Source organism: Stenotrophomonas maltophilia group sp. Smal13 (genome assembly GCF_030236855.1).
Classification (GTDB): domain Bacteria; phylum Pseudomonadota; class Gammaproteobacteria; order Xanthomonadales; family Xanthomonadaceae; genus Stenotrophomonas; species Stenotrophomonas maltophilia_A.
On record NZ_JASJSQ010000085.1, the window covers coordinates 1 to 21,342 of the forward strand.

Sequence of the window (21,342 nt, forward strand, 5' to 3'; positions counted from 1 at the left end):
CGATGGCGCCATCCATGGCGCCAACGGTCCCGCGAACCCAACCCGCCCGACCCCCGACAGTTTCCGTGCGCGTCCAGCCCACGGAAAAAGAAAAAGAGCAAAGAGCAAAAGCACTCGCTCCGACCCGCCCAGGCCGAGTCAATCCAGAGCCGATGAACTCAGGCTTTGCGCTCCAGCTGTAGAAAGCGGCGCCGGCCGCAGGCCGGCCAAACACCCCGCTGCGCTGCGGCGCGACCTGCGGGCGACCGATCTGGGATAATGGGGATTCTTGTTTCCTCTGCTGCCGGACCCGGTCATGACCCAGAAGACGCTGCTCAACGATACCCACCGCGCCCTTGGCGCCAAGATGGTCGATTTCGGGGGTTGGGACATGCCCATCCACTACGGCTCGCAGCTCGACGAGCACCACCTCGTTCGTCGCGAGTCGGGTGTGTTCGACGTCAGCCACATGACCGTGGTCGACCTGCGCGGTGATCAGGTCAAGCCGTACCTGCGCCGCCTGCTGGCCAACTCGGTCGACAAGCTGAAGGTGACCGGCAAGGCGCTGTACTCGTGCATGCTGAATCCGCGCGGCGGCGTCATCGACGACCTGATCGTCTACTACCTGGGCGACGATTTCTTCCGCATGGTGGTCAATGCCTCCACCCGCGAGAAAGACCTGGCCTGGCTGCGCGAGCAGGCTGCACCGTTCGGCGTCACCGTCGAGCAGCGCCCGGACCTGGCCATCCTCGCCGTGCAGGGCCCGCAGGCGCGCGACATCGTGATCGGCCTGGCCCGTGATGCGGACCGTCAGGCGCTGACCAAGCTGGGCCGTTTCGCCGCCCTGCAGGTGCAGTCCGATGACGGCGTCGAACTGTTTGTCGCCCGTACCGGTTACACCGGCGAAGACGGCTTCGAAATCCTGCTGCCGCAGGATGCCGTGGTCGCGTTCTGGAACCGCCTGCTGGCGGCGGGCGTGAAGCCGGCGGGCCTCGGCGCACGCGACACGCTGCGCCTGGAAGCCGGCATGAACCTGTACGGCCAGGACATGGACGAAGAGATCAGCCCGTACGAAGCGGCGCTGGCCTGGACCGTGTCGCTGGACGAAGGCCGCGACTTCATCGGCCGCGAGGTGCTGGAAGCGCAGAAGGCTGCCGGCACCGCCCGCCAGATGATCGGTCTGGTGATGGACGAGAAGGGCGTGCTGCGCCATGGTCAGGCGGTGACCACCGCCGGCGGCCAGGGCGAGATCCTGTCCGGCACCTTCTCGCCGACCCTGGCCAAGGGCATCGCCTTCGCCCGTGTACCGGCCGGTGAACTCGGTGAGGTCACCGTCGACATCCGTGGCCGGCAGGTGCCGGTGCGCGTGGTCAAGTTCCCGTTCGTGCGCGAAGGCCAGGCCCAGCCCGGCGTGCTCGCCGACGCCTGATCCGAAACTGCCGATCGTCACTGACAGCAGTGGCGGCCGGTTGGTTACACTAGCCCCGTTTTTTCCACCCCTGCATATCTCTGGAGCAGTCCCATGAGCGAGATCCCCGGCGACCTCAAGTTCCTCAAGTCCCATGAGTGGGCCCGTGTCGAAGGCAATGGCCGTGTCACCGTCGGTATTTCCGACCACGCCCAGGGCCTGCTGGGTGACCTGGTCTACGTCGAACTGCCGGAAGTCGGCGCCGACGCAAAGGCTGGCGAGCAGATCGCCGTTGTCGAGTCGGTGAAGGCCGCCTCGGACGTCTACAGCCCGATCAGCGGCAAGGTGGTCGAGGTCAACTCGGCGCTGTCCGACAAGCCGGAAACCATCAATGAAGATGCCTACGGCGAAGGCTGGATGTTCGTGGTCGAACTGACCAACGCTGAAGAGGTCAACGAACTGCTGGATCCGGACGCGTATGCCGAAGCCCTGGAAAACGACGACCACTGAGTCGTCACTTCCGGGTTCTGGAACGGCCACCTTCGGGTGGCCGTTTTTGTTTTGGCGAGTGCGTCGGACTCATGACGGCGGGTTCGCTCTGCACCCTCGGCGTGGCATCAGCCGACAGACGAACGGTGCCGATCAGCGTGCGCAGTTTTGCGCAAATCCGCATTTCCGCCCCGCGCCGAAGCGATCGAATGTGAAAACTTTTCGCCCCCCGTTGCGGCCCCGTTGTGCTGGCGTTGGCGACGGTGCGGGTGACCATCGGCGATGCACGTGCGCTGTTGTCCGGAACATGTGCCTATCTGCGCAGAGTGCTTATTTCAAGTGTTTTTTGTTCAGAGAGCGCATCGACTTCGTCGTATGCGGCGCGCGTGCGCGCCGCTTCAATGGTCGTTGCAGAGCGCGCACGGCGGTGGCGAGGGCGGCGTCCGGGATGGCGCGGATGTGAAAATTTTTCGCGGGGGTTGTTGACAGTAAAAAAAACCGTGATTAGGTTTCGCCTCAGCAGACCTTGCCTGCCCAACCGAGTGCGCAGAATCAATCGTCCGATGCGAAGCAGCCCCTTCAAGACCACCGCGACCCTGATGACGGTGGACATGGCCCCGCTTCCCCCGGAGAAATGCAAGGCAACTCCCGTTCCGATGTCCGCTCCGCCGATCGAGGCGGGCATTGCCGCATCCGTAACGGCGCGCCTGACGCGCCGGCGGTCCCCGCACGCAGCATCCGCGGGTTTGATCCACCTGGGCGTTTCAACTCCCTATCACTGACGAGGAGCCATCCCATGGCAACCAAGAAAGCTGCGAAGAAGAAGCCCGCCGCCAAGAAAGCGGTGAAGAAGGTCGCGAAGAAGGCCGCTGCCAAGAAGGCAGTGAAGAAGGTCGCGAAGAAGGCGACCGCCAAGAAGGCAGTGAAGAAGGCTGCGAAGAAGGTCGCCAAGAAGACCACTGCGAAGAAGGCAGTGAAGAAGGCGGCGAAGAAGGTAGCCAAGAAGTCCACTGCCAAGAAGGCCGTCAAGAAGACCGCGAAGAAGGCCGTCAAGAAGGTAGCCAAGAAGGCCACCAAGAAGACTGCGAAGAAGGCAACGGCCCGCAAGCCGGCCAAGAAGGTCGCGAAGAAGGCAACTGCCAAGAAGGCCGTCAAGAAGACCGCCAAGAAGGCAGTAAAGAAGACCGCGAAGAAGGCGACCAAGAAGGCTGCCCCGAAGAAGGCAGCGAAGAAGGTTGCCAAGCGCAAGCCGGCCGCCCGCAAGAAGAAGGCTGCTCCGGTCGCTCTGCCGGCAACCCCGGCGCCGCTGATCTAAGTACTTCCCGATAGCCGCATCCTGAAACCCCCTTCCCTGACTGCCCAGCGGGGAGGGGGTTTTTTTATGGGCCGTTTGCAGGGTCGAGCCGTGCTCGACTGCTTTTCTGACGGTCGACGCTAGCGGTGCGGCGCCGGTGGAAAGCGCTCCACCAGGAAGTCCAGGAAGCTGCGCAGGCGGGTCGAGTGGTAGCGATCGTGGGCGTAGACCACGTGCATCGGCCGACCGGTCTGGCCGAACTCAGGGAACAGCTGCACCAGGCGTCCGGTATCGATGTCGGCAGCCAGCAACAGTGCCGACTGCAGCACGATGCCCAGCCCGTGCAGCGCTGCCGTGCGCAGCGCTTCGCCGTTGTTGATCTGCAGCCGGCCGCCGGGCACACGCTCGAGTTCGCCAGCATCGGCCTGCAGCCACTGTGCGAGTGCGCTCGGTTCGAAGGACAGGCACTGATGCAGGGCGAGGTCCTGCAGGGTGCGAGGCATGCCATGCCTGGCCAGGTACCCCGGCGATGCGCACATCATCAAGCGATACGGTGCCAGCGCACGCGCCACCAGCATGCTGCTGTCGGCCAGCGTGCCGATGCGCAGCGCCGCTTCGAAACCCTCCTCGGCGAGGTCGACAACGCGGTCGCTCAGCGTGACTTCGACCCGGACATCCGGATGGCGCGCCATGTATTCGGCCAGTGCCGGTACCAGTGCGTGCGTGCCGAAGATCACCGGCGCACTGATGCGCAACGTGCCCGCCGGTGCCAGCTGCTGGTGCTGCGCCTGTGCGTCCGTTTCTTCCACCAGCCGCAGGATCTCCCGGCAGCGGGTGTAGTAGTCCTCGCCGAAGGGCGTCATGTGCTGGCGCCGGGTGGTACGGCTCAACAGCTGCATCCCCAGCCGTGCTTCCAGCGCACGCAGGTGCTTGCCGGCCATCGTCGCCGAGATATCCATCGCCGCCGCCGCAGCGCTGAGGCTGCCCTTGTCCACGATCAGCACGTAGACCTGCATGCTCTCCAGCAGATTCATCTGACACCCCGGGTGTTGAATGCTGAAACCTGCGCGGAGTTTATCAATCAGGGGTGATCAAACAGCATGTACTGCACGGGCCGGATGTACCGGCTGGCGGATTGGGAGAACATCATGGATCTGGGGCTTGAAGGGCGTACCGCGCTGGTCACCGGGGCGGGCAGTGGCATCGGTGCCGGTGTGGCCAGGCTGCTGGCGGCCCAGGGAGTACGCATTGCGATCAGCGCACGGCGTGCCGAGCCGCTGCATGCACTGGCGGCAGAGATCGAATCTGCAGGCGCGCCGGCGCCGATCGTCCTGCTGGGCGACCTCACCGATGCGGAGCAGGTACGCCACATTGCGGATGCAGCCTCGGCGGCACTGACGCGTGTCGACATCCTCGTCAATGCGGCTGGAGGAGGCCGGCCGACCACGGTGGATGCGGGGGACGATGTCTGGGAGGAAGCCATGGCCTTGAACTTCTCTTCGGCACGACGCCTGACCCAGGCACTGCTGCCGGCGATGCAGGCGCAGGGCTGGGGGCGGGTGATCAACCTCAGCGGTTCAATGGAACCGCGCGCGGTGAATGCTGCCACGGCGGCGAAGGCGGCGTTGCATCTGTGGAGCAAAGGGCTGTCGTCGGCGCTGGCCTCACAGGGCATCACGGTCAATGCAATCGCGCCGGGACGCATCAACAGTGCTCAGATCCGGGACCGGCTGCATCCCACCGAGGAAAGCCGGCGTGAGTTCATCGAACGCAACATTCCGATCGGGCGTTTTGGTGATCCCGAGGAGGTGGCGCCGCTGGTGGCCTTTCTGGCCTCGCCCTTGGCCGGCTACATCACCGGCGCGGTGATTCCGGTGGATGGCGGCATGCACTACTTCGCGCATTAGCCTTCCGTTTGTAGAGTCGAGCCATGCTCGACTGCTTTGCCCGAACAGTCGAGCACGGCTCGACTCTACGACTGCCAATAAAAAGGGCGACCCGCAGGCCGCCCTTCGCACACACGGTGAAGCCCGCCAACTCAGCGCGGCGAGGCCACCGCACGGTTGCTCGAAGCACCCTTGCCCTTGCGCTTGTCCTGCTGCGCCGGGCTCGCGCCCTCGGCCATCAGGTTGTCGCTGCCGAAGTCGGTGTCCACGTCCAGCCAGCGCTGCGTCGGCAGGCCGAGCGCGGAATCGAGCACCGTCGGCAGCAGGCCGCTGGGCAGGCCGCTTTCGCCGTTCCACATGATGGCGATGCCGAGATCGCGTTCCGGCACCAGCGCGACCAGGCCGCGATAGCCCTGCACGGCACCGGCATGGAACACCACATCGTGGCCGGCGTAGTCGAAGGTGCGCCAGCCCAGTGCGTAGCCGGCCGAATGCAGGCGCTCGCGGCGCCAGCCCGAACGCATTTCGCCCGGGGTGTTGATCAGGCTCGAATGCAGGGTGGCCAGCAGCGGTGCCGGCAGCACGTCCGGGCGATGGCCGGTGTGGGCCAGCAGCCACTGCGCCATGTCGCTGGCGCTGGCGTTGACGCCGGCGGCCGGGGCGACGCGGTAGTAGGTCGGCTTCGGTGTCAGCGACACCCAGCCATTGCGGCTGCGCACATGCGGACGCGCCCAGCGCGAGCTGGCCTGGATGCCGGCCAGGCCGAGGCTGGCATCGTTCATGCCCAGCGGCTTGAAGATGCGGCGCTCGACCGACTGCTCGTAGAAGCTCCCCGAGGCGGCATAGACCACGTCGCCGATCAGGCTGAAGGCCACGTTCTGGTAGGCGTAGCAGTCGCCCGGCAGGCACTTCAGGCTGGTATTGGCCAGCTTCTGGGTGAGTGCGTAGTACTCGGCGTTGCCTTCGATGTCGCGGTCGTAGGCGTTGTACGGCAGGCCGACGCGATGGCTGAGCACGTCGGCCACGGTCAGGCGATCGGTCGCTTCCGGAGAGTTCAGGCGGAAGCCCGGCACATAGTCGGTGACCTTGCTGTCCCAGCGCAGCGTGCCATCGTTCACCAACAGTCCGGCCATGGTGCCGGCGAAGGCCTTGGACAGCGATGCCAGGCGGAACACGGTATGGGCGTCGACCGGCAGCGGGTTGTTGACATCGGTAACGCCATAACCACGCGCGCTGAGTACGCGGCCACCCTGCACGATGGCCACGGCCATGCCGGGCAAACGCTCGCCATAGGTGAGCTGCTGCGCCATCGATTCGATGTTGGCCACGTTGAAGCCGGCCGCCGGCAGCTGCACCTGCGGCACCAGGCCGGTGCGGTAAGCGGCGGGCTGGGTGTGGGCGACGGCGGTGGCGGCGGATTCGATGTTGGCCGGCATCGGCGGCAATGGCGGCGGGGTCTGCGCGGTGGTGGACAAGGCAACGGGCATCAACATGCCCAGCAAACCGGTGGCCGCCGAACGGATCGGACGACGCAGGCTGTTCTTTTTCATCGTGGAGACCCGTGCGCGACTGCTGATGGCGATTCTAGCGCCGCTTTTCCCTTGTGCACAAACAAAGCGAAGATGAATGCGCATCTCGTTGAAAAAGTTGGAATTTTGACGCCCCGAAAGCATGTGTCGGAACGTGTCGTCCCGGCGGGGCCGTGACACTGCGTTGCGGCGTTCTGCGTGGTTGCTGCTGGCGATGTTGCAGTGCATTGGCTAACGTACGCGCTTCACCGCCCCCGGAGCCTGCCATGCCGCTGTCCAACCGCCGTCTTCTGGCGAGGGACACCGCGTGAGCGCGGTGAAGGGCAAGGGGCCGTTGCGTGGGCTGACGGCGGCACTGCGTGAGTCGCCGGCGCTGTGGTGGTCGTTCCTGTACTTCTTCTGCCTGCTCAGTGGCTACTACGTGCTGCGCCCGGTGCGGGAGGCGATGGCCGCCTCGGCCGATCTGGAGACCGTGTTTCCGCCGATGCTGATCGCCTGGTTCGCCAGCCACGGCATCGCGCTGAAGGATTTCGTCCTGCAGTTCCTGTTCTCCTGCGTGTTCGTGATCATGCTGGTGCTGCAGCCGGTGTACGGCTGGCTGGTCAGCCGCTTCCCACGGCGGGTGTTCCTGCCGGCGGTGTATGGGTTCTTCATCGTCACCCTGCTGGGCTTCTACGCGCTGTTCGACAGCAACGTGCCGGGGCGCGGCATGGCCTTCTTCCTCTGGGTGATGGTGTTCAACCTGTTCGCGGTGGCGGTGTTCTGGAGCTTCATGGCCGACGTGTTCTCCAACGCGCAGGCGCGGGCGTATTACGGCTACATCGGCGCGGCTGGCACCATCGGCGCGTTCCTGGGCCCGCTCATCACCAGCGCGCTGGCACAGCGTATGGGCATCGCCAACCTGATGCTGGTGTCTGCGGGTTTCCTGATTGTCTGCTTGTTATGCATCTGGCGGTTGCGGCACTGGGCGGTGCTGCGCGAACGCGAGCAGCAGCTGGTCTCGGGCGAGAAGCCGATGGGCGGCAGCGTGCTTGACGCGCTGGAGTTGATCGCACGCGAGCCGCTGCTGCGCTGGTGGGCTGTGTTGGTGGTGTTCGGCGTGGGCGTGGGCACCCTGTTGTACAACCAGCAGGCCAGCATCGTGCGCGCGGCCTTCAACGACCCGGCTGCCAGCACCGCGTTCTTCTCGCGCATCGACCTGGCGGTGAACGCGCTGACGCTTCTGTTGCAGTTGAGTCTGACTCGCTGGCTGTTGTCGCGCCACGGCATAGCCCCGGCCCTGCTGATTCCCGCGTTCGCCATCCTGATCGGCTTCTCGGTGCTGGCCGCATCGCCGCTGCCGATGATGGTGGCGGTGGTGCAGGTGCTGACCCGCGCCAGTGAATTCTCGCTCTTCAAGCCGGCACGCGAAACCATCTACACCCGGGTGGACCGCCAATGGCGCTACAAGGCCGGTGCGGCCATCGACACGGTGGTCTACCGTGGTGCCGACCTGAGCTTCACCTGGGTGCACAAGGGCTTGTCGCTGTTTGGTTCACACGTGGTGTTCATCGGCGGCGTGGTGGTTGCCGCGTGCATGACCGCTGCCGCATTCGGTGTGCTGCGCGAAGAAAAGAAGCTGCCGCGCGACCGCTGATCCCGTCCAGTCATTTCGAGGAGAGAAACGATGTCGCTGATCGCGCTGCTGCTGACCGTGCTGGTCGCGGTGCTGCACCTGTACTTCCTGGTGCTGGAAATGTTCCTGTGGACCCGCCCGCTGGGCCTGAAGACCTTCCGCAACACGCCAGAGAAGGCAGAGACCACGCGCGTGCTGGCGGCCAACCAGGGCCTGTACAACGGCTTCCTGGCGGCGGGCATCGTGGTGGGGCTGGTGATCGATCAGCCGGTGCTGGTGACGTTCTCGCTGGCCTGCGTGGTGGTGGCCGGGTGCTATGGCGCGTACAGCGTGAGCCGGCGCATTTTCATGATCCAGGCCGTACCGGCCATTCTGGCGCTGGTGTCGCGAGCGCTCTGACGTGGGCGCGTGCTGGCAGGCGCCGCCGCTCAGCGGCTGATGGCGCGCATGAAGCCCAGCCACATTGGCACGGCATGCAGCGCCGCACCCAGCACGAACAGGCCCGTCAGCAGGTGTACGCGCCAGTCGTTGATGCGCAGGAACACGAATTGTTCAAGCGCGCGGCCCACCCAGAACACCGCCATGAAACCCAGCAGGACCAACCCCAGACGAGTGCCGACCAGGTCCGGGGCAAAGATCAGCGCGATCAGCCCCATTCCCAGGAACACATAGATCACGCGCAGATTGAGGATCTGCATGATCGCGCGGTTGACCGTGCCGAGCTGGGCGAGCTCGCGTTTCCAGCCGAACAGCCGCCAGAACGCCAGATGGAAGGCGGCAAACCCCAGGCTGTGAATGCCTGCCAGGCGCACAAGCAGTTCAGCGGTCGTCATGGTTGATCAGCCTGTGCGCGGAGGGCGCGGCGATACCCACATTGCGATGGTCGCATGGAACACCTCGGTCCCTGCCGCATCGGTCACGCTGACCTTCACGGGCAGGTCGTAGCCGTCCGCAGCACTGACGATGGACAACATTGGCGTCGCCACGGCCTTCAACGTGCCCAAGGCCTTGGCCTGGTATTTCACTTCCATGCCTTTGGGGATCCAGCGCATGTCTGGCGGCAGGCTGGCGTCCACCATCACCCCGCCGACCAGCTCGGCCAGGTTGCACATCGCGATCGCATGTACCGTGCCGATGTGGTTATTGATGCGGCGGTGCTGGCGGATCACGCCTTCGCAGCGGCCTGGCTCCAGTGCGGTGATGGTGGGCGCGATGCTGGCGAAGTAGGGCGCCTTGAAGCACACCGCGCGTGAGAACAGCCAGTTGCCGGCAGGCCAGCGCTGCAGGCGGTGGTAAAGCGAGAGCAGGGGCGTGGACATGGTTGACGTTCCGGTCGGCGGATAAAGCGACGGCGGGCCAAGGCCCGCCGTCGTGGCAACGCGTGTCGCGGGCGATCAGGCCGCCTGCGAATGCGGGTCCTTGTGCTGGCGGTCGTAGTAGCTGGCCGCGCGCAGTTCGTGGGTGTCGAAATCGTCCACGGTGATGGTGTCCAGGGTCAGCGTGCGCAGTTCTTCCAGCAGGCTGCGCTCGTCCTGGGTGATGACGCCTTCGGCCACGGCCTCGTCCAGCTGGCTCTTGAAGTCCAGCGCTTCGATGCCCTTGCTCTTCAGCGCCTTCAGGAACTTGCGCTCCACCGGCTCGGCCATGATCGCCTTGCTCAGGTAGCTGTTGATACGGCCGCCCGGGTTGTTCTCGCACGGGGTCAGGAACACGCCGCTGGCCAGACGGTCGCGGGCTTCGTTCGGCGCCATCAGCAGAGCGGCAACACGGCGGCTCAGGCGGTCGCCGGGGGCCTCGGCACGACGGCCCAGCGGGAAGATCAACGCCCACATCAGCCAACCGATCGGACGGATCGGGAAGTTGCGCAGCGCGGCCGACAGCGATTCTTCGATCTTGTGCACGCTGTCATGGAAGGCCCAGGCCAGCAGCGGCTGGTCGGCCTGCGGTGCGCCTTCGTCGTGGTAGCGCTTGAGCATGGCGCTGGTCATGTAGACGTGGCTCAGCACATCGCCCAGGCGGCCGGACAGCGATTCCTTGAACTTCAGCTTGCCGCCGAGGGTCATCATCGAGATGTCGGCCATCAGCGCCAGGTTGGCCGAGTAACGGTCCAGCTTGCGGAAGTAGCGGCGGGTGTAGGCGTCACCCGGGGCAGCACCGAAGCGTGCACCGGTCAGGCCGAACCAGAACGAACGCACGGCATTGGAGAGGCCATAGCGGATGTGGCCGAACAGGCTGCGATCGAACTCCTGCAGACCGGCACGGGTATCCGGATCCTGCGCAGCCTTCATTTCCTTCAGCACCCACGGGTGGCAGAGGATCGCACCCTGGCCGAAGATCAGCAGGCTGCGGGTCATGATGTTGGCGCCTTCCACGGTGATCGCGATCGGCGCGGCCTGCCAGCTGCGGCCGGCGAAGTTGCGCGGCCCCAGGATGATGCCCTTGCCGCCGATCACGTCCATCATGTCCGAGATCACTTCGCGGCTCATGTTGGTGCAGTGGTACTTGGCGATCGCCGACGGCACCGACGGCACGTCACCACGGTCAACCGCCGCGGCGGTGGCCTGCGACAGCGCACTGATCTTGTAGGCCTTGCCGCCGATGCGGGCCAGCGCTTCTTCCACGCCTTCGAAGCGGCCGACCGACAGGCCGAACTGCTTGCGGATGCGCGCATAGGCGCCGGTCACCGCGGCACCGGCCTTGGCACCACCACTGGCGGTGGACGGCAGTGTGATCGAGCGGCCCACGGCCAGGCACTCGTTGAGCATGTTCCAGCCCTTGCCGGCCATGGCAGCGCCACCGATCAGCTGGGTCAGCGGAATGAACACGTCCTTGCCGCGGATCGGACCGTTCTGGAACGTCGAGTTCAGCGGGAAGTGGCGACGGCCGATTTCAACGCCGGCGGTGTCGCGCGGCAGCAGGCCCAGGGTGATGCCGATGTCGCGGGTATCGCCGATCAGGCCATCCGGATCGTACATGCGGAAGGCCAGGCCGATCAGCGAGGCAACCGGGGCCAGGGTAATGTAGCGCTTGTCGAAGGTCAGCTTGACGCCGAGCACCTGCTCGCCGTTCCACTCGCCCTTGCAGACGATGCCGTAGTCCGGAATCGAGGTGGCGTCGGAGCCGGCGAACGGACCGGTCAGGCCGAAGCACGGCACTTCGCGGCCATCGGCCAAGCGCGGCAGATACTGGTCCTTCTGTTCCTGGGTGCCGTAATGCACCAGCAGTTCACCCGGGCCCAGCGAGTTGGGCACGCCGACGGTGGAGCTGACCACCGAAGACACCGACGCCAGCTTCTGGATCACCTTGTGGTGGGCCAGCGCAGAGAAGCCCAGGCCGCCGTACTCCTTCGGGATGATCATGCCGAAGAACTTGTTCTTCTTGATGAAGGCCCACAGTTCCGGCGGCAGGTCGGCGTGGACGTGGGTGATTTCCCAGTCGTTGACCATAGTGCACAGCTCTTCCACCGGGCCATCGAGGAAGGCCTGTTCTTCGGCGGTCAGCTGCGGCTTGGGATAGTTGAGCAGGATGTTCCAGTCCGGATCACCGGTGAACAGTTCACCCTCGAAACCGACCGAGCCGGTTTCCAGCGCGATTCGCTCGGTCTGCGACAGTGGCGGCAGCACCTTGCGGAACACCTTCATCATCGGGCCGGTCAGCAGCGGCTTGCGGATGAACGGCAGCAGCAGCGGCACGGCGATGACGGCCAATACAGCGGCTGCGACGATCGTGGCGGTCTGGTTGACGTAGGGAATGAACCAGCAGGCGGCCAGCAGGGCCACGCTGATCAGCGTCCAGGTAACCAGCCGCATGCGGTGGTAGGCGACGAACGCGCCTGCCAGCAGCAGGGCGAGGAAGGGAAGAACGATGCTCATGAGCGTGCTCCGGTGACGTGCTCGTTTGTGGCGGACGAAGCCGCAGCGTCTGCTGCGGGCAACACGTCCAGATAGTCCAACACAGTAGCGGTAAAGGCGTCGTTGTCATCGCCGGCGACCATGTGCGTGGCCTGCGGCAGCTGTACATGGCGCGCGTGCGGCGCCAACGCCAGGAATTCGGCCACGGTCTGCGGCGTGACCAGGTCGCTGCGACCGCCGCTGACCAGCAGCAGCGGGCACTTTACCTGGCGCGCGGCTTCGGCCAGTGCGTCCTGGTGCTGTTCGCTGTCGCGGGCCAGTTCGGCCACCAGGCGCGGATCCCAGTGCCAGCGCCAGCGGCCGTGACCGTCTTCGCGCAGCAGCGCGCGCAGCGACTGCTCGGATTTGCGCGGACGGTGCGGCATGTAGGCCGAGATCACGTCGGCGGCCTGGCTCAGCGAGGCGAATCCGTCGGGATGGGCGGTCATGAAGGCGAGGATGCGCTCGACACCGGCGGTATCCCAGCGCGGGGTGATGTCGACCAGCACCATCGCCGAGAACAGGCCCGGCCAGCGCGACTCGGCCAGCAGGCCGAACAGGCCCCCCATCGAGGCCGCAACCAGCACTGGCGGGCGTGGCTGTTCACCGGCCAGCACGATCAGGTCATCGGCGAACTGTTCGCCGTGATAGGGCAGGTCGGCGGCATTCCAGTCCGAATCGCCGTGACCACGTGCGTCATAAGCCAGCGTCTGCAGGCCGGCTGCAGACAGGGCTCGCGCGGTGGCATTCCAGGCGTGACGGGTCTGGCCGAAACCGTGCGCGAACAGCACCCGGCCACGACGACCGTGGGCGCTGGCAGTGGCGGCGAGGCGGGCACCATGGGCCGCCTCCAGGTGCAGGTCATGGAACGCAGCGGGAGTAGGGGACGTAACCATACTTGCTAGTATGGATCGCTTGTGAGGGAAGTCAATACTGCATCGTATGGTGCGGTGCGGCAGCCCTGCAGGAGAGCCCTTTGACGGTTTCGCCCGCAACGGCGTACTGCAACGAACCCCGGCGTATGGTTAAATCAGCCCATGAATCAACCTGACGCTTCCGCCGGCGAACCGCGCGCCGGCCGCAACAGCCGCCTGAGTGCCGAAGACTGGGCCCAGGCGGCCCTCGACCTGATTGCTGAACAAGGCGTAGGCGCCGTTGCGGTGGAACCGCTGGCGCGGCGCCTCGGCGTGACCAAGGGCAGTTTCTATTGGCATTTCCCCTCGCGTGACGCCTTGCTGCAGGCCGCGCTTGAACGCTGGGAACTGTTCGAACAGGAACAGGTGTTCGGCAGCCTGGAAGACGTACCGGACCCGCGCGTGCGCCTGCGCCAGCTGTTCCAGATGGTGGCGCATGAAGTGCAGCCGCACATCATCTACAGCGAGCTGCTGAAGGCACTGGACCATCCGATGGTGCGTCCGGTGATCGACCGCGTGTCGCAGCGCCGCCTTGACTATCTGATCGCCTCGTTCCGCCAGGCAGGGCTCAGCTCGACCGATGCGCGCCACCGCGCACGCCTGGCCTACGCGGCCTATGTCGGCTTCCTCCAGCTGTCGCTGCAGTTGCAGCAGCCCAAGCAGGCGCGCGAGGATTTCGAGGCCTATGTCGAGCATCTCATCGAGACGCTGATTCCGAACGGTTGAAGATCGCCGTATCTGGTCACGAGAAAGCCGCGGCATTGCCGCGGCTTTTTTCTTGCGTGCCACACGTATTGCCGGAGGCACAAAAAACAACGGCCCCTTGCGGGGCCGTTGCTGCATCAGCTGATCAGTGGATCGATCAGAACTTCTGCTTGTACTGCATGTACATGTAGCGGCCCGGCAGGTCGTACTGCGGGTCGAACATGTTGTACGAGGTGTAGTACGAAACCGGCGGGCCCTTGTCCCACGCGTTGTTCAGGCCGACCATGATGGTGCCCTTCCACGGCGTGTTGTAGCGGAACTGGATGTCGTGGTAGGTCGTGGCACCAATGTGGTTCGTTCCCTTCGCGCCATCAGAGCAGTATGCGAAGGTTTCCGGTTCCTTGACTGGATCAAACGGGCACGGTTCGGTCATGCCGGACTTGTAACGAATGCCGTAGTTGACCCCGAAGTCCCCGTAGGACCAGTCCACATACAGATTGGAACGGATGCGCCAGTACGGATCCTGGTCGAGATAGCGTCCCTGGCGACCCTCGATCGGAGCATCCTGAGTCGACTTGGTATCCCACTTGGACAGGTAGGTGCCGTCCAGAGTGATGGTGAACTGGCCGATCGAAGTTTCCGGCAACTTGTACAGGATGCCCAGATCCCAACCTTCCACCTTGTACGACGCCAGGTTCTGCAGCGGCATGTTGACGTTGGTGATGGTGTAACGCTGGTTGGTGCTGCCGTAGTTCGGGTCACGCGTGATCAGGCCGCAGTTGGCTGCCTGCTCCTGCGCGGTGCCGCCATAGCAACGATCCATGATGTCCTGGATGGCCGGACGGGTGATGGCGTCCTCGATCTTGATCTGCCACCAGTCCAGGGTCACGTTCAGACCCTGCACGAAGCTCGGGCTCCACACCAGGCCCAGCGTCTTGCTGGTCGAGGTTTCCGGCTTCAGGTTCGGGTTGGCCTGCCAGGTGAACGGCTCAGGAGTCTGCTTCGCACCACTACCAGCGCCCGGCTGAACGAAGCCGATCGGCACACCCTCTGCCGCACATTGTGCCGCGATAGCGCCGGTACGGCGACCAGACGTTGAGGAGCACGGATCGATGTAGCTCTCGAACGAGTCAGCATCACCGCGATACAGGTTGTTGATGCTCGGGGCGCGGAAGCCTTCCGAGTAGTTACCACGCACCATCAGGTCGTCGATCGGCTTCCAGCGGAAACCGAACTTGTTGTTGGTGGTGTTGCCGAAGTTGCTGTACTTCGAGTAGCGGGTTGCCGCGCTGAAGTCGAGCAGCTTGGCGCCCGGCAGGTCAGCCAGCACCGGGATCGACAGTTCCAGGAAGAACTCGTCCAGGTCATAGCTACCCTTGGTGGGGGATGCTCCGTTGCCGGTGCTCAGGCCAGAGGCGATGAAGGCGTCCGGATCGAACTGACCGGTTTCCTTGCGATATTCGTAACCAGCTGCGAAGCCCAATGCACCCGCCGGCAGCTGCACGATTTCGCCGGAGATGTTGGCGTAATAACCCTTGGACACCAGGCTGGCGGAGTCATGCGCGGTGAACGAGGTGTAATCCAGTGCCTCCTGCGAGATCGAACCCATCCCACCCAGCGGATTGATCGGGGCGCAGCCCGGAATGATTGCGCCAGCGGAGTTGAGGCACACAGCCTTGCCATCGCGGATCGCCGAGGGACCATATGCCTCGGCCAGACGCTGCTTGTTGAACAGGCCGTAGGTCAGATCGTTCTGGTCGGTCTTGTCGTAGCGGTAGCCGACATCCCAGTCGAAATTGCGGTCGGCGAATTCGAAGAAGCCCTCGAAACCACCGTAGAAGTGCCAGTTCTTGACGTTCTGGTTGAACGAACGTCCACCGGTTTCGTTGAAGCGGCGCGCGACGCCAGTCAGATCAACGCCGTACGGATTGTACATGCTGCCCGCGCTGAGGCGCTGGCCGGTGACCGGCATGGCAGCCAGCAGCTGTTCGGACTTGCGTTCGTTGTACATCGCCTCGGTGCGGAAGGTGATGTTGTCGGTAACGTTGTAAGAACCCACCGCGAACAGCGAGGTGCGCTCGTTGGGGGTCAGCAGGTAGTTGTCCGGCGCGGTGTTGTAGCCGTGAACATTGGGATCGAACGGCGTTTCAACGCCGTTGAGGATGATGTAACGCTCGTCGTTACGCAGATACGAACCCGGAATACCGGTGCTGCTCTGGCCGCTGAAGAACGGCGGGCCACCGGCGGAGATCTTGCGATCACCGGCCATCACGGCCTTTTCGTTGACGTAGGAGACGCCCAGCACCAGCGAAGCGCGGTCAGTGGTGGTGCCCAGAGTGAAGTCGGCCGCTTCGCGGTCGCCGTCACCGGCGCTGTACTGGCCCTTGTAGAAGTTGGCTTCCGCACCATCGAAGTTCTGCTTGGTGATGATGTTCACCACGCCGGCGATCGCGTCCGAACCGTAGATGGTCGATGCGCCGTCCTTCAGGATGTCGATGCGCTCGATCATCGCGGTCGGGATGGTGTTCAGGTCGACGCTGCCATCCAGGCCGGTGGTCCAGCGGCGGCCGTTGACCAGTACCAGGGTGCGCTCGGAACCCAGGTTGCGCAGGCTGACGCCGGCAGAACCGTCACCGCCGTTGTTGTAGGTACGGTTCAGGGCGGCACCGTTGGCGGCAACGCGCTGCAGGATGTCGGCGACCGAAGTCACGCCCTGCTTGTCGATGTCGGCGCGGGTCAGGCTCAGGACCGGCTGCGAGGTTTCGATGTCGGTGCTCTTGATGCGCGAACCGGTGACCGAGATGCGGTCAAGGTTGGTCGCTTCCTGGGCCTGGGCGGTGGCAGTGGACGCCACACCGGCAACGAGCGCGACCAGAACGGCATCGCGCAGCTTGTTGGACTGGAAATTCATTGGCTCTCTCTCTCCAAGAAATCTTGGCTGGGTTAATGCCCGGCGGGGGAGCGAAAAGCGCTCCCAAATCGCGAGGCTGAGCCGATAGTAGCGGGCGTTCGCCAAGAATTAAAGCTGCGTTAATCAAGTCTATGATTTTGGTAAAAATGAAAATTGATTCACGAAATCAAGGGGTTGAATCGCAGGTGACATCGCTCTGTCTCGTTTGTTAGCGCAAAGTGACGAAAAAAGTTTCCGTTGATGTGTATCGCAATATGTCGACGTGAATTGCGCGGTATCCAATTCGTCGAAAAGCGCTCTGCGTGTATCACGATCGCGCATACGCAACGGGCGCCTTTCGGCGCCCGGGAGGAGTCACTGCAGGAGGGCCCGCGTGGGGGGGTCAGAGATCCTGTTCGTAACGCACATACGGCACAGTGCCGTCGTCGTTGCTTTCATTGCGCGGGGAGAACGGATTCTTGCCGCGGCTGATTACGTTCTCGGCGCCAACAGTAAGCTGGCCAGACCACGGGGTACGCCAGGTCAGGCCGATGCCCAGGCCTTCCCACTTGCCGGGCTTGCCCGGCACGTCGACGACGCGGCCGATGATGCTGCCGGTGAAGTTGCCGTAGCCGGCGCCGATGCTCAGGCTCTTGCTGTCCCAGCGGTCGACGATGGACGGTGCGGCGTCGGCCAGCGGTACCAGGCGGGCCTTGGCGTAGGTACCGGCGATCGAGACAAAACCCTCGCGGCCGATGTTCTTCTGCGCGAATACGGTCAGGTCGTTCTGCTCGGCGCGCAGCGAGGGGGTCTTGTTCGGGCCGGACAGCCACGCCGGCAGCGTTTCACGGCCGGTGCCGGCGGTGATGCCGAGACGGCTGCTGCCGCGGTTCAGCGCGGCGGTACCGGTGAAGCGGCGGCTGTTGAGGTCGTCGTCGTCACCCAGGCTGGCCAGCATGCAGTGACTGGCCAGGCCGCTCATGCTGGTCCCGCTGCTGCTGTTGCAGAGCAGGCCCAGCGAATCGCCGGAGGACAGGCCGAAGGCCGCATCCAGTGAGTTGCGGCCGAAGTGCCAGCGGGCGCCGGCGGCCTGTTCACCGGTGGGCTCCAGGTACAGCAGGGCCTCGACCTTGCCGCTGCCCTTGTTCCATACCGGCAGCACGGTCCGGGTGTCCTTGCTCTGCGCGTGCACGCCCGTGATCGCGCCAAGGGCGATCAGCAGGGCCAGCGGTAGACGCAGGAAGGTACGCATCGGACCAGTTCAGACAGGGACGGACAACGGAAGTTCCCGCGGAGACGGGAACTTGATCCTAGGGTGTTTATGAATTCTTAACAAGCCTTGATCCCCCCAGATGCAAGACAAGCCGTTTACTGAAGCCGTTCAGGCGCCGGTACAGTCCCCTCGGCACCGTGGAACAGTATGCCGAACTCCGTCAAAGGAAAGTGATACTCCCGCCCGCAGAATTCGCAACGGACCTCGACGGCGCCGGTGTCCGCGGCTGCGGCACGGGCCTCGTCCTCGCCCAGCGACTGCAGCATCGACGCGACCCGCTCGCGGGAACAGGAGCAGGCGAAGGACAGCGGCTTGCCGCCCATCAGTTCCGGCTTCTCTTCGTGGAACAGGCGGTGCAGCAACTGCTCGGCCGGGGTCGCCAGCAGCTCGGCCTTGCCCAGGGTCTCGAACAGGGCGCTGGCACGCGCCCAGCCGTCTTCGTCACCCTCGTCACCCGGCAGCTTCTGCAGCAGCAGGCCGGCGGCGCCGTTGCGGTCGGCGGCCAGCAGCAGGCGGGTCGGCAGCTGTTCGGACTGGCGGAAGTAGTCCTCGAAGGCCTCGTCCAGCGCCGGTGCGGTCAGCGCGACCAGGCTCTGGTAGCGCTGCGGCTCGCGCGGGTCCAGGCCCGGGTTCTCAATGGTGATCGCGAGCAGGGCGTCATCACCCAGGCTGGACAGGTCGCGCGGCGCATCGGTGCCCTCGCTGAGCTGGGCGATGCCGCGCAGGGTACCGGCAGCGGTGCACTCGGCAAACAGGGTGCGCAGCGCGGTGCTGCTGCGCAGCTGGATCGAGAGGCGGCCATCGATCTTGGTGTGGCCGGTGAACAGCGCCGAGGCCACGCAGGCCTCGCCGAGCAGTTCGGCGGCGGTATCCGGGTACTCGGCGTGGGACAGGATCTCCTGCCAGGTAGCCTGCAGGCGCACGTGGACGCCACGGACGCCAGCGTCGGGAAGCAGGAAGCGGATCAGGGAATCGGGGTTGGCGGTCATCGGCTCACATCGCGCGTAAACGAGGGCGGTTGCCGGATAATGCGCCGACAACCGGATAGAAGAAGGATGCACCAGTAATGGGGGCAGGGGGAGAGCAGCACAAGGTGGAGGCCATCGCGGAAGTCCCGCGCCGCAGGCGCTGGCGCTGGAAACGGCTGCTCTGGCTGCCGCTGCTGCTGGCCGCTTTCAGCTGCCTGCAGGTACTGGTGCTGCGGTTCATCGACCCGCCGGTATCCACGGTCATGCTGTGGCGCTATGGCGAGGCATTGGGGGAGGCCGACTGGTCCTATCGCCTGCACTACCAGTGGCGCGACCTGGACCAGATGGCAGCGAGCCTGCCGATCTCGCTGGTGGCCGCGGAGGACCAGCGCTTCCCCGACCACAACGGCTTCGACCTGCAGGCAATCGAGAAGGCCCGCGACCACAATGCCAAGGGCGGGCGCCTGCGGGGGGCCAGCACGATCAGCCAGCAGGTCGCCAAGAATCTGTTCCTCTGGCAGGGCCGCAGCTGGGTACGCAAAGGCCTGGAAGTCTGGTACACGGTGCTGATCGAAGCCCTGTGGCCGAAGGAGCGCATCCTGGAGATGTACGCCAACATCGCCGAGTTCGGCGACGGCGTCTATGGCGCGCAGGCGGCGGCGCAGACGTTCTGGGGCAAGGATGCGTCCCGCTTGAGTCCGGCCGAGAGTGCACGGCTGGCGGCGGTGTTGCCGGCACCGCGGCGCTACAACGCGGCAAAGCCAGGGCCGTACGTGCAGCGGCGCGCGGCATGGATCCAGCGCCAGGCACGGCAGCTGGGCGGCGCGGCGTACCTGTCGGAAGACTGAGGACACCTGCCCTCGGGGCGGCAGGCCGTGCACCTGCAGGCGACGTACAATCCGGGCATGAACCGCGAACGCCTTACTGTCGTCATCGCCGCCTACAACGAGGAGCAGGCGCTGCCGTGCCTGCATCCCCGCCTGTGTGCGGTGCTGGACGGAATGCCCGACATCGATGGCCACATCCTGTATGTGGACGATGGCAGCCACGACGGTACCTGGCAGGTGATCGCAGGATTGGCGCAGGACGACGCGCGCGTATCGGCGTTGAAGCTGTCGCGCAATTTCGGCAAGGAGGCCGCGCTGACTGCCGGCCTGGATCTGGTGCGCGACGGCGCGGCGATGATCCTGGATGCCGATGGCCAAGACCCGCCGGAACTGGTGCCGCAGTTCGTTGCGCGCTGGCGCGAGGGCCATGACAACGTCTATGGCACGCGCATGGCCCGCGATGGCGAAGCCTGGATCAAGCGCGCCACGGCGGCGGCGTTCTATCGGGTGATCGGCCGCCTGTCACGCACGCCGATCCCTGCCGACACCGGTGATTTCCGTCTGTTGTCGCCACGCGCGCTGAGTGCGCTGCGCGAGATGCGTGAACGCCACCGCTTCATGAAGGGCCTTTTCAGCTGGGTCGGATTCAAGCGTATTGCTGTGCCCTACCACCGTCACGCGCGGGTGGCCGGCTCCAGCAAGTTCAGCCTGTGGCGGCTGTGGAACTTCGCGCTGGAGGGCATCACCGGGTTCTCGACCGTTCCCCTGCGGGCGGCGACCTACATGGGCCTGGCAACGGCGGCGGTGGCCTTCGTATTCGGCGTGTGGGTGATTGCCAAGGCGGCCCTGTACGGTGACCGCGTGGCGGGTTGGCCGACGATGATGGCGGTGATCCTGTTCCTGGGCGGGGTGCAGTTGATCGCGCTGGGCCTGATCGGCGAATACCTGGGACGGCTGTACGAGGAATCCAAGCAGCGCCCGTTGTACCTGGTTGACGCCTGGCTAGCATCCGCCGTGGCAGACTCGGCCCTGCAACCCACCCTCGGAGGGCAGGCAGATGACCACGGTACGGCAACTGTTGGACGGCAAGTCTCCTGAAGTACATGCGGTCGCGCCGGATGCGGCGGTGATCGATGCGATCCGGTTGATGGCGGAAAAGGGCATTGGCGCGGTGCTGGTGATGGACGGTCCGCGGCTGGTCGGGATCCTTTCGGAGCGCGACTACGCGCGCAAGATCGTGCTGCGTGATCGTTCGTCGCGGGATACGGCGGTGGCCGAGATCATGACGGCGAAGGTGGTGACGGTCTCGCCGGGCGAGCAGGTGGAGCACTGCCTGCAGCTGGTGACCGACTACCGCATCCGCCACCTGCCAGTGGTGGAGGGGGCACAGGTGCTGGGGGTGATTTCCATCGGCGACCTGGTGAAGTCGGTGATCGATGCGCAGCGGCGCGAGCTGGATCAGCTGCAGCAGTACATCGTGGCAGGGTGAGTTGTTCGCTGGCGGGCCTGCGGCCCGCCGGCCCGCTTTTCGAAGCCAGAGCCAGAGCTGAGGGCAGCGCCTTCCTGGTACGCCGGGAGGCTGAGGGCATGGGCGTGCAGGACACGCCGCAAGTACGTCCCTGTAGCAACTGTGTTGCTGGAGAGTCTCAGGCCCGTCAGGTAAACGGGCACGGTA

Annotated in this window: 20 protein-coding genes; 10 read left to right on the plus strand and 10 right to left on the minus strand. The window is 64.9% G+C overall.

Features of this window, described 5'->3' with window-relative positions; all coding sequences use genetic code 11:
* The first annotated feature begins 295 nt into the window (after positions 1 to 295).
* On the plus strand, positions 296 to 1,408 hold the full coding sequence (gcvT, locus tag QRO95_RS20445) for a glycine cleavage system aminomethyltransferase GcvT (protein WP_285303384.1): 1,113 nt from the start codon (positions 296 to 298) through the stop codon (positions 1,406 to 1,408).
* Between the two features lie 93 nt (positions 1,409 to 1,501).
* Positions 1,502 to 1,897 (plus strand): glycine cleavage system protein GcvH, encoded by a 396-nt coding sequence (gene gcvH / locus QRO95_RS20450; RefSeq protein ID WP_005410701.1) that lies wholly within the window; start codon positions 1,502 to 1,504, stop codon positions 1,895 to 1,897.
* Positions 1,898 to 2,189: 292 nt separating this feature from the next.
* Here the strand turns inward: gcvH and QRO95_RS20455 are convergent, their stop codons facing one another.
* Positions 2,190 to 2,489, minus strand: coding sequence for a hypothetical protein (locus tag QRO95_RS20455; protein ID WP_285303385.1), 300 nt, complete (start codon positions 2,487 to 2,489; stop codon positions 2,190 to 2,192).
* Positions 2,490 to 2,672: 183 nt separating this feature from the next.
* Here QRO95_RS20455 and QRO95_RS20460 point away from each other — a divergent pair, with 183 nt between their 5' ends.
* Positions 2,673 to 3,191, plus strand: coding sequence for a hypothetical protein (locus tag QRO95_RS20460; protein WP_032130057.1), 519 nt, complete (start codon positions 2,673 to 2,675; stop codon positions 3,189 to 3,191).
* A 119-nt stretch (positions 3,192 to 3,310) separates the two neighbouring features.
* On the opposite strand, the gene QRO95_RS20465 is transcribed toward QRO95_RS20460, so the two are convergent.
* Complete coding sequence (locus tag QRO95_RS20465) at positions 3,311 to 4,204, minus strand: LysR family transcriptional regulator (RefSeq protein ID WP_285303386.1); 894 nt, start codon at positions 4,202 to 4,204, stop codon at positions 3,311 to 3,313.
* A gap of 114 nt (positions 4,205 to 4,318) precedes the next feature.
* Between QRO95_RS20465 and QRO95_RS20470 the strand changes: the two genes are divergently transcribed.
* Positions 4,319 to 5,077: an SDR family NAD(P)-dependent oxidoreductase gene (locus QRO95_RS20470; RefSeq protein WP_049400632.1), complete on the plus strand. Its 759-nt coding sequence runs from the start codon at positions 4,319 to 4,321 to the stop codon at positions 5,075 to 5,077.
* A gap of 131 nt (positions 5,078 to 5,208) precedes the next feature.
* On the opposite strand, the gene QRO95_RS20475 is transcribed toward QRO95_RS20470, so the two are convergent.
* A complete protein-coding gene (locus tag QRO95_RS20475) occupies positions 5,209 to 6,606 on the minus strand; it encodes a serine hydrolase (protein WP_285303387.1) in 1,398 nt (465 codons plus the stop codon).
* Between the two features lie 286 nt (positions 6,607 to 6,892).
* On the opposite strand from QRO95_RS20475, the gene QRO95_RS20480 reads away from it, so the two are divergent.
* Positions 6,893 to 8,221 (plus strand): NTP/NDP exchange transporter, encoded by a 1,329-nt coding sequence (locus tag QRO95_RS20480; RefSeq protein WP_285303388.1) that lies wholly within the window; start codon positions 6,893 to 6,895, stop codon positions 8,219 to 8,221.
* A 30-nt stretch (positions 8,222 to 8,251) separates the two neighbouring features.
* The gene (locus QRO95_RS20485; protein ID WP_285303389.1) at positions 8,252 to 8,599 is read left to right on the plus strand and encodes a DUF1304 domain-containing protein; all 348 of its coding nucleotides are present in this window, start codon (positions 8,252 to 8,254) and stop codon (positions 8,597 to 8,599) included.
* Between the two features lie 29 nt (positions 8,600 to 8,628).
* Here QRO95_RS20485 and QRO95_RS20490 read toward each other — a convergent pair whose 3' ends face one another.
* From QRO95_RS20490 to QRO95_RS20505, 4 genes are all read right to left on the minus strand, one after another.
* Entirely contained in the window at positions 8,629 to 9,033 is a 405-nt protein-coding gene (locus QRO95_RS20490) for a hypothetical protein (RefSeq protein ID WP_032130062.1), read from the minus strand.
* A 6-nt stretch (positions 9,034 to 9,039) separates the two neighbouring features.
* A complete protein-coding gene (locus QRO95_RS20495; protein ID WP_032130063.1) occupies positions 9,040 to 9,519 on the minus strand; it encodes a hotdog fold domain-containing protein in 480 nt (159 codons plus the stop codon).
* Positions 9,520 to 9,594: 75 nt separating this feature from the next.
* A complete protein-coding gene (locus QRO95_RS20500) occupies positions 9,595 to 12,072 on the minus strand; it encodes an acyl-CoA dehydrogenase (RefSeq protein ID WP_032130064.1) in 2,478 nt (825 codons plus the stop codon).
* Positions 12,069 to 12,986 carry an alpha/beta fold hydrolase gene (locus QRO95_RS20505; protein ID WP_285303390.1) on the minus strand — a complete coding sequence of 306 codons (918 nt, stop codon included), beginning with the start codon at positions 12,984 to 12,986 and terminating at the stop codon, positions 12,069 to 12,071. The genes QRO95_RS20500 and QRO95_RS20505 overlap by 4 nt, the downstream gene beginning before the upstream one ends.
* 141 nt (positions 12,987 to 13,127) lie before the next feature.
* On the opposite strand from QRO95_RS20505, the gene QRO95_RS20510 reads away from it, so the two are divergent.
* Positions 13,128 to 13,730 (plus strand): TetR/AcrR family transcriptional regulator, encoded by a 603-nt coding sequence (locus QRO95_RS20510; protein ID WP_006464233.1) that lies wholly within the window; start codon positions 13,128 to 13,130, stop codon positions 13,728 to 13,730.
* Positions 13,731 to 13,866: 136 nt separating this feature from the next.
* On the opposite strand, the gene QRO95_RS20515 is transcribed toward QRO95_RS20510, so the two are convergent.
* The 3 genes from QRO95_RS20515 to QRO95_RS20525 form a co-directional block, all read right to left on the minus strand.
* Complete coding sequence (locus QRO95_RS20515) at positions 13,867 to 16,620, minus strand: TonB-dependent siderophore receptor (RefSeq protein ID WP_164080930.1); 2,754 nt, start codon at positions 16,618 to 16,620, stop codon at positions 13,867 to 13,869.
* Positions 16,621 to 17,002: 382 nt separating this feature from the next.
* Positions 17,003 to 17,851 carry a hypothetical protein gene (locus QRO95_RS20520; RefSeq protein WP_182266544.1) on the minus strand — a complete coding sequence of 283 codons (849 nt, stop codon included), beginning with the start codon at positions 17,849 to 17,851 and terminating at the stop codon, positions 17,003 to 17,005.
* 116 nt (positions 17,852 to 17,967) lie between these two features.
* Positions 17,968 to 18,861: an Hsp33 family molecular chaperone HslO gene (locus QRO95_RS20525; RefSeq protein ID WP_285303391.1), complete on the minus strand. Its 894-nt coding sequence runs from the start codon at positions 18,859 to 18,861 to the stop codon at positions 17,968 to 17,970.
* 77 nt (positions 18,862 to 18,938) lie between these two features.
* Between QRO95_RS20525 and mtgA the strand changes: the two genes are divergently transcribed.
* From mtgA to QRO95_RS20540, 3 genes are read left to right on the plus strand one after another with little or no spacing between them, the layout of a single operon-like run.
* Positions 18,939 to 19,688 (plus strand): monofunctional biosynthetic peptidoglycan transglycosylase, encoded by a 750-nt coding sequence (gene mtgA, locus QRO95_RS20530; RefSeq protein WP_121504651.1) that lies wholly within the window; start codon positions 18,939 to 18,941, stop codon positions 19,686 to 19,688.
* A gap of 57 nt (positions 19,689 to 19,745) precedes the next feature.
* Positions 19,746 to 20,765 (plus strand): glycosyltransferase family 2 protein, encoded by a 1,020-nt coding sequence (locus QRO95_RS20535; RefSeq protein WP_032130071.1) that lies wholly within the window; start codon positions 19,746 to 19,748, stop codon positions 20,763 to 20,765.
* On the plus strand, positions 20,725 to 21,156 hold the full coding sequence (locus QRO95_RS20540) for a CBS domain-containing protein (protein WP_019336409.1): 432 nt from the start codon (positions 20,725 to 20,727) through the stop codon (positions 21,154 to 21,156). Before QRO95_RS20535 ends, QRO95_RS20540 begins: the two co-directional genes overlap by 41 nt.
* Positions 21,157 to 21,342 lie beyond the last annotated feature (186 nt).

Excerpts from the sequence above, each read along its gene's own strand:
- gcvT (WP_285303384.1), top strand. The coding sequence starts at position 296 with ATGACCCAGAAGACGCTGCTCAACGATACCCACCGCGCCCTTGGCGCC.
- gcvH (WP_005410701.1), top strand. The coding sequence starts at position 1,502 with ATGAGCGAGATCCCCGGCGACCTCAAGTTCCTCAAGTCCCATGAGTGG.
- QRO95_RS20455 (WP_285303385.1), bottom strand. The coding sequence starts at position 2,489 with ATGTCCACCGTCATCAGGGTCGCGGTGGTCTTGAAGGGGCTGCTTCGC.
- QRO95_RS20460 (WP_032130057.1), top strand. The coding sequence starts at position 2,673 with ATGGCAACCAAGAAAGCTGCGAAGAAGAAGCCCGCCGCCAAGAAAGCG.
- QRO95_RS20465 (WP_285303386.1), bottom strand. The coding sequence starts at position 4,204 with ATGAATCTGCTGGAGAGCATGCAGGTCTACGTGCTGATCGTGGACAAG.
- QRO95_RS20470 (WP_049400632.1), top strand. The coding sequence starts at position 4,319 with ATGGATCTGGGGCTTGAAGGGCGTACCGCGCTGGTCACCGGGGCGGGC.
- QRO95_RS20475 (WP_285303387.1), bottom strand. The coding sequence starts at position 6,606 with ATGAAAAAGAACAGCCTGCGTCGTCCGATCCGTTCGGCGGCCACCGGT.
- QRO95_RS20485 (WP_285303389.1), top strand. The coding sequence starts at position 8,252 with ATGTCGCTGATCGCGCTGCTGCTGACCGTGCTGGTCGCGGTGCTGCAC.
- QRO95_RS20490 (WP_032130062.1), bottom strand. The coding sequence starts at position 9,033 with ATGACGACCGCTGAACTGCTTGTGCGCCTGGCAGGCATTCACAGCCTG.
- QRO95_RS20495 (WP_032130063.1), bottom strand. The coding sequence starts at position 9,519 with ATGTCCACGCCCCTGCTCTCGCTTTACCACCGCCTGCAGCGCTGGCCT.
- QRO95_RS20500 (WP_032130064.1), bottom strand. The coding sequence starts at position 12,072 with ATGAGCATCGTTCTTCCCTTCCTCGCCCTGCTGCTGGCAGGCGCGTTC.
- QRO95_RS20505 (WP_285303390.1), bottom strand. The coding sequence starts at position 12,986 with ATGGTTACGTCCCCTACTCCCGCTGCGTTCCATGACCTGCACCTGGAG.
- QRO95_RS20510 (WP_006464233.1), top strand. The coding sequence starts at position 13,128 with ATGAATCAACCTGACGCTTCCGCCGGCGAACCGCGCGCCGGCCGCAAC.
- QRO95_RS20515 (WP_164080930.1), bottom strand. The coding sequence starts at position 16,620 with ATGAATTTCCAGTCCAACAAGCTGCGCGATGCCGTTCTGGTCGCGCTC.
- QRO95_RS20520 (WP_182266544.1), bottom strand. The coding sequence starts at position 17,851 with ATGCGTACCTTCCTGCGTCTACCGCTGGCCCTGCTGATCGCCCTTGGC.
- QRO95_RS20525 (WP_285303391.1), bottom strand. The coding sequence starts at position 18,861 with ATGACCGCCAACCCCGATTCCCTGATCCGCTTCCTGCTTCCCGACGCT.
- mtgA (WP_121504651.1), top strand. The coding sequence starts at position 18,939 with ATGGGGGCAGGGGGAGAGCAGCACAAGGTGGAGGCCATCGCGGAAGTC.
- QRO95_RS20535 (WP_032130071.1), top strand. The coding sequence starts at position 19,746 with ATGAACCGCGAACGCCTTACTGTCGTCATCGCCGCCTACAACGAGGAG.
- QRO95_RS20540 (WP_019336409.1), top strand. The coding sequence starts at position 20,725 with ATGACCACGGTACGGCAACTGTTGGACGGCAAGTCTCCTGAAGTACAT.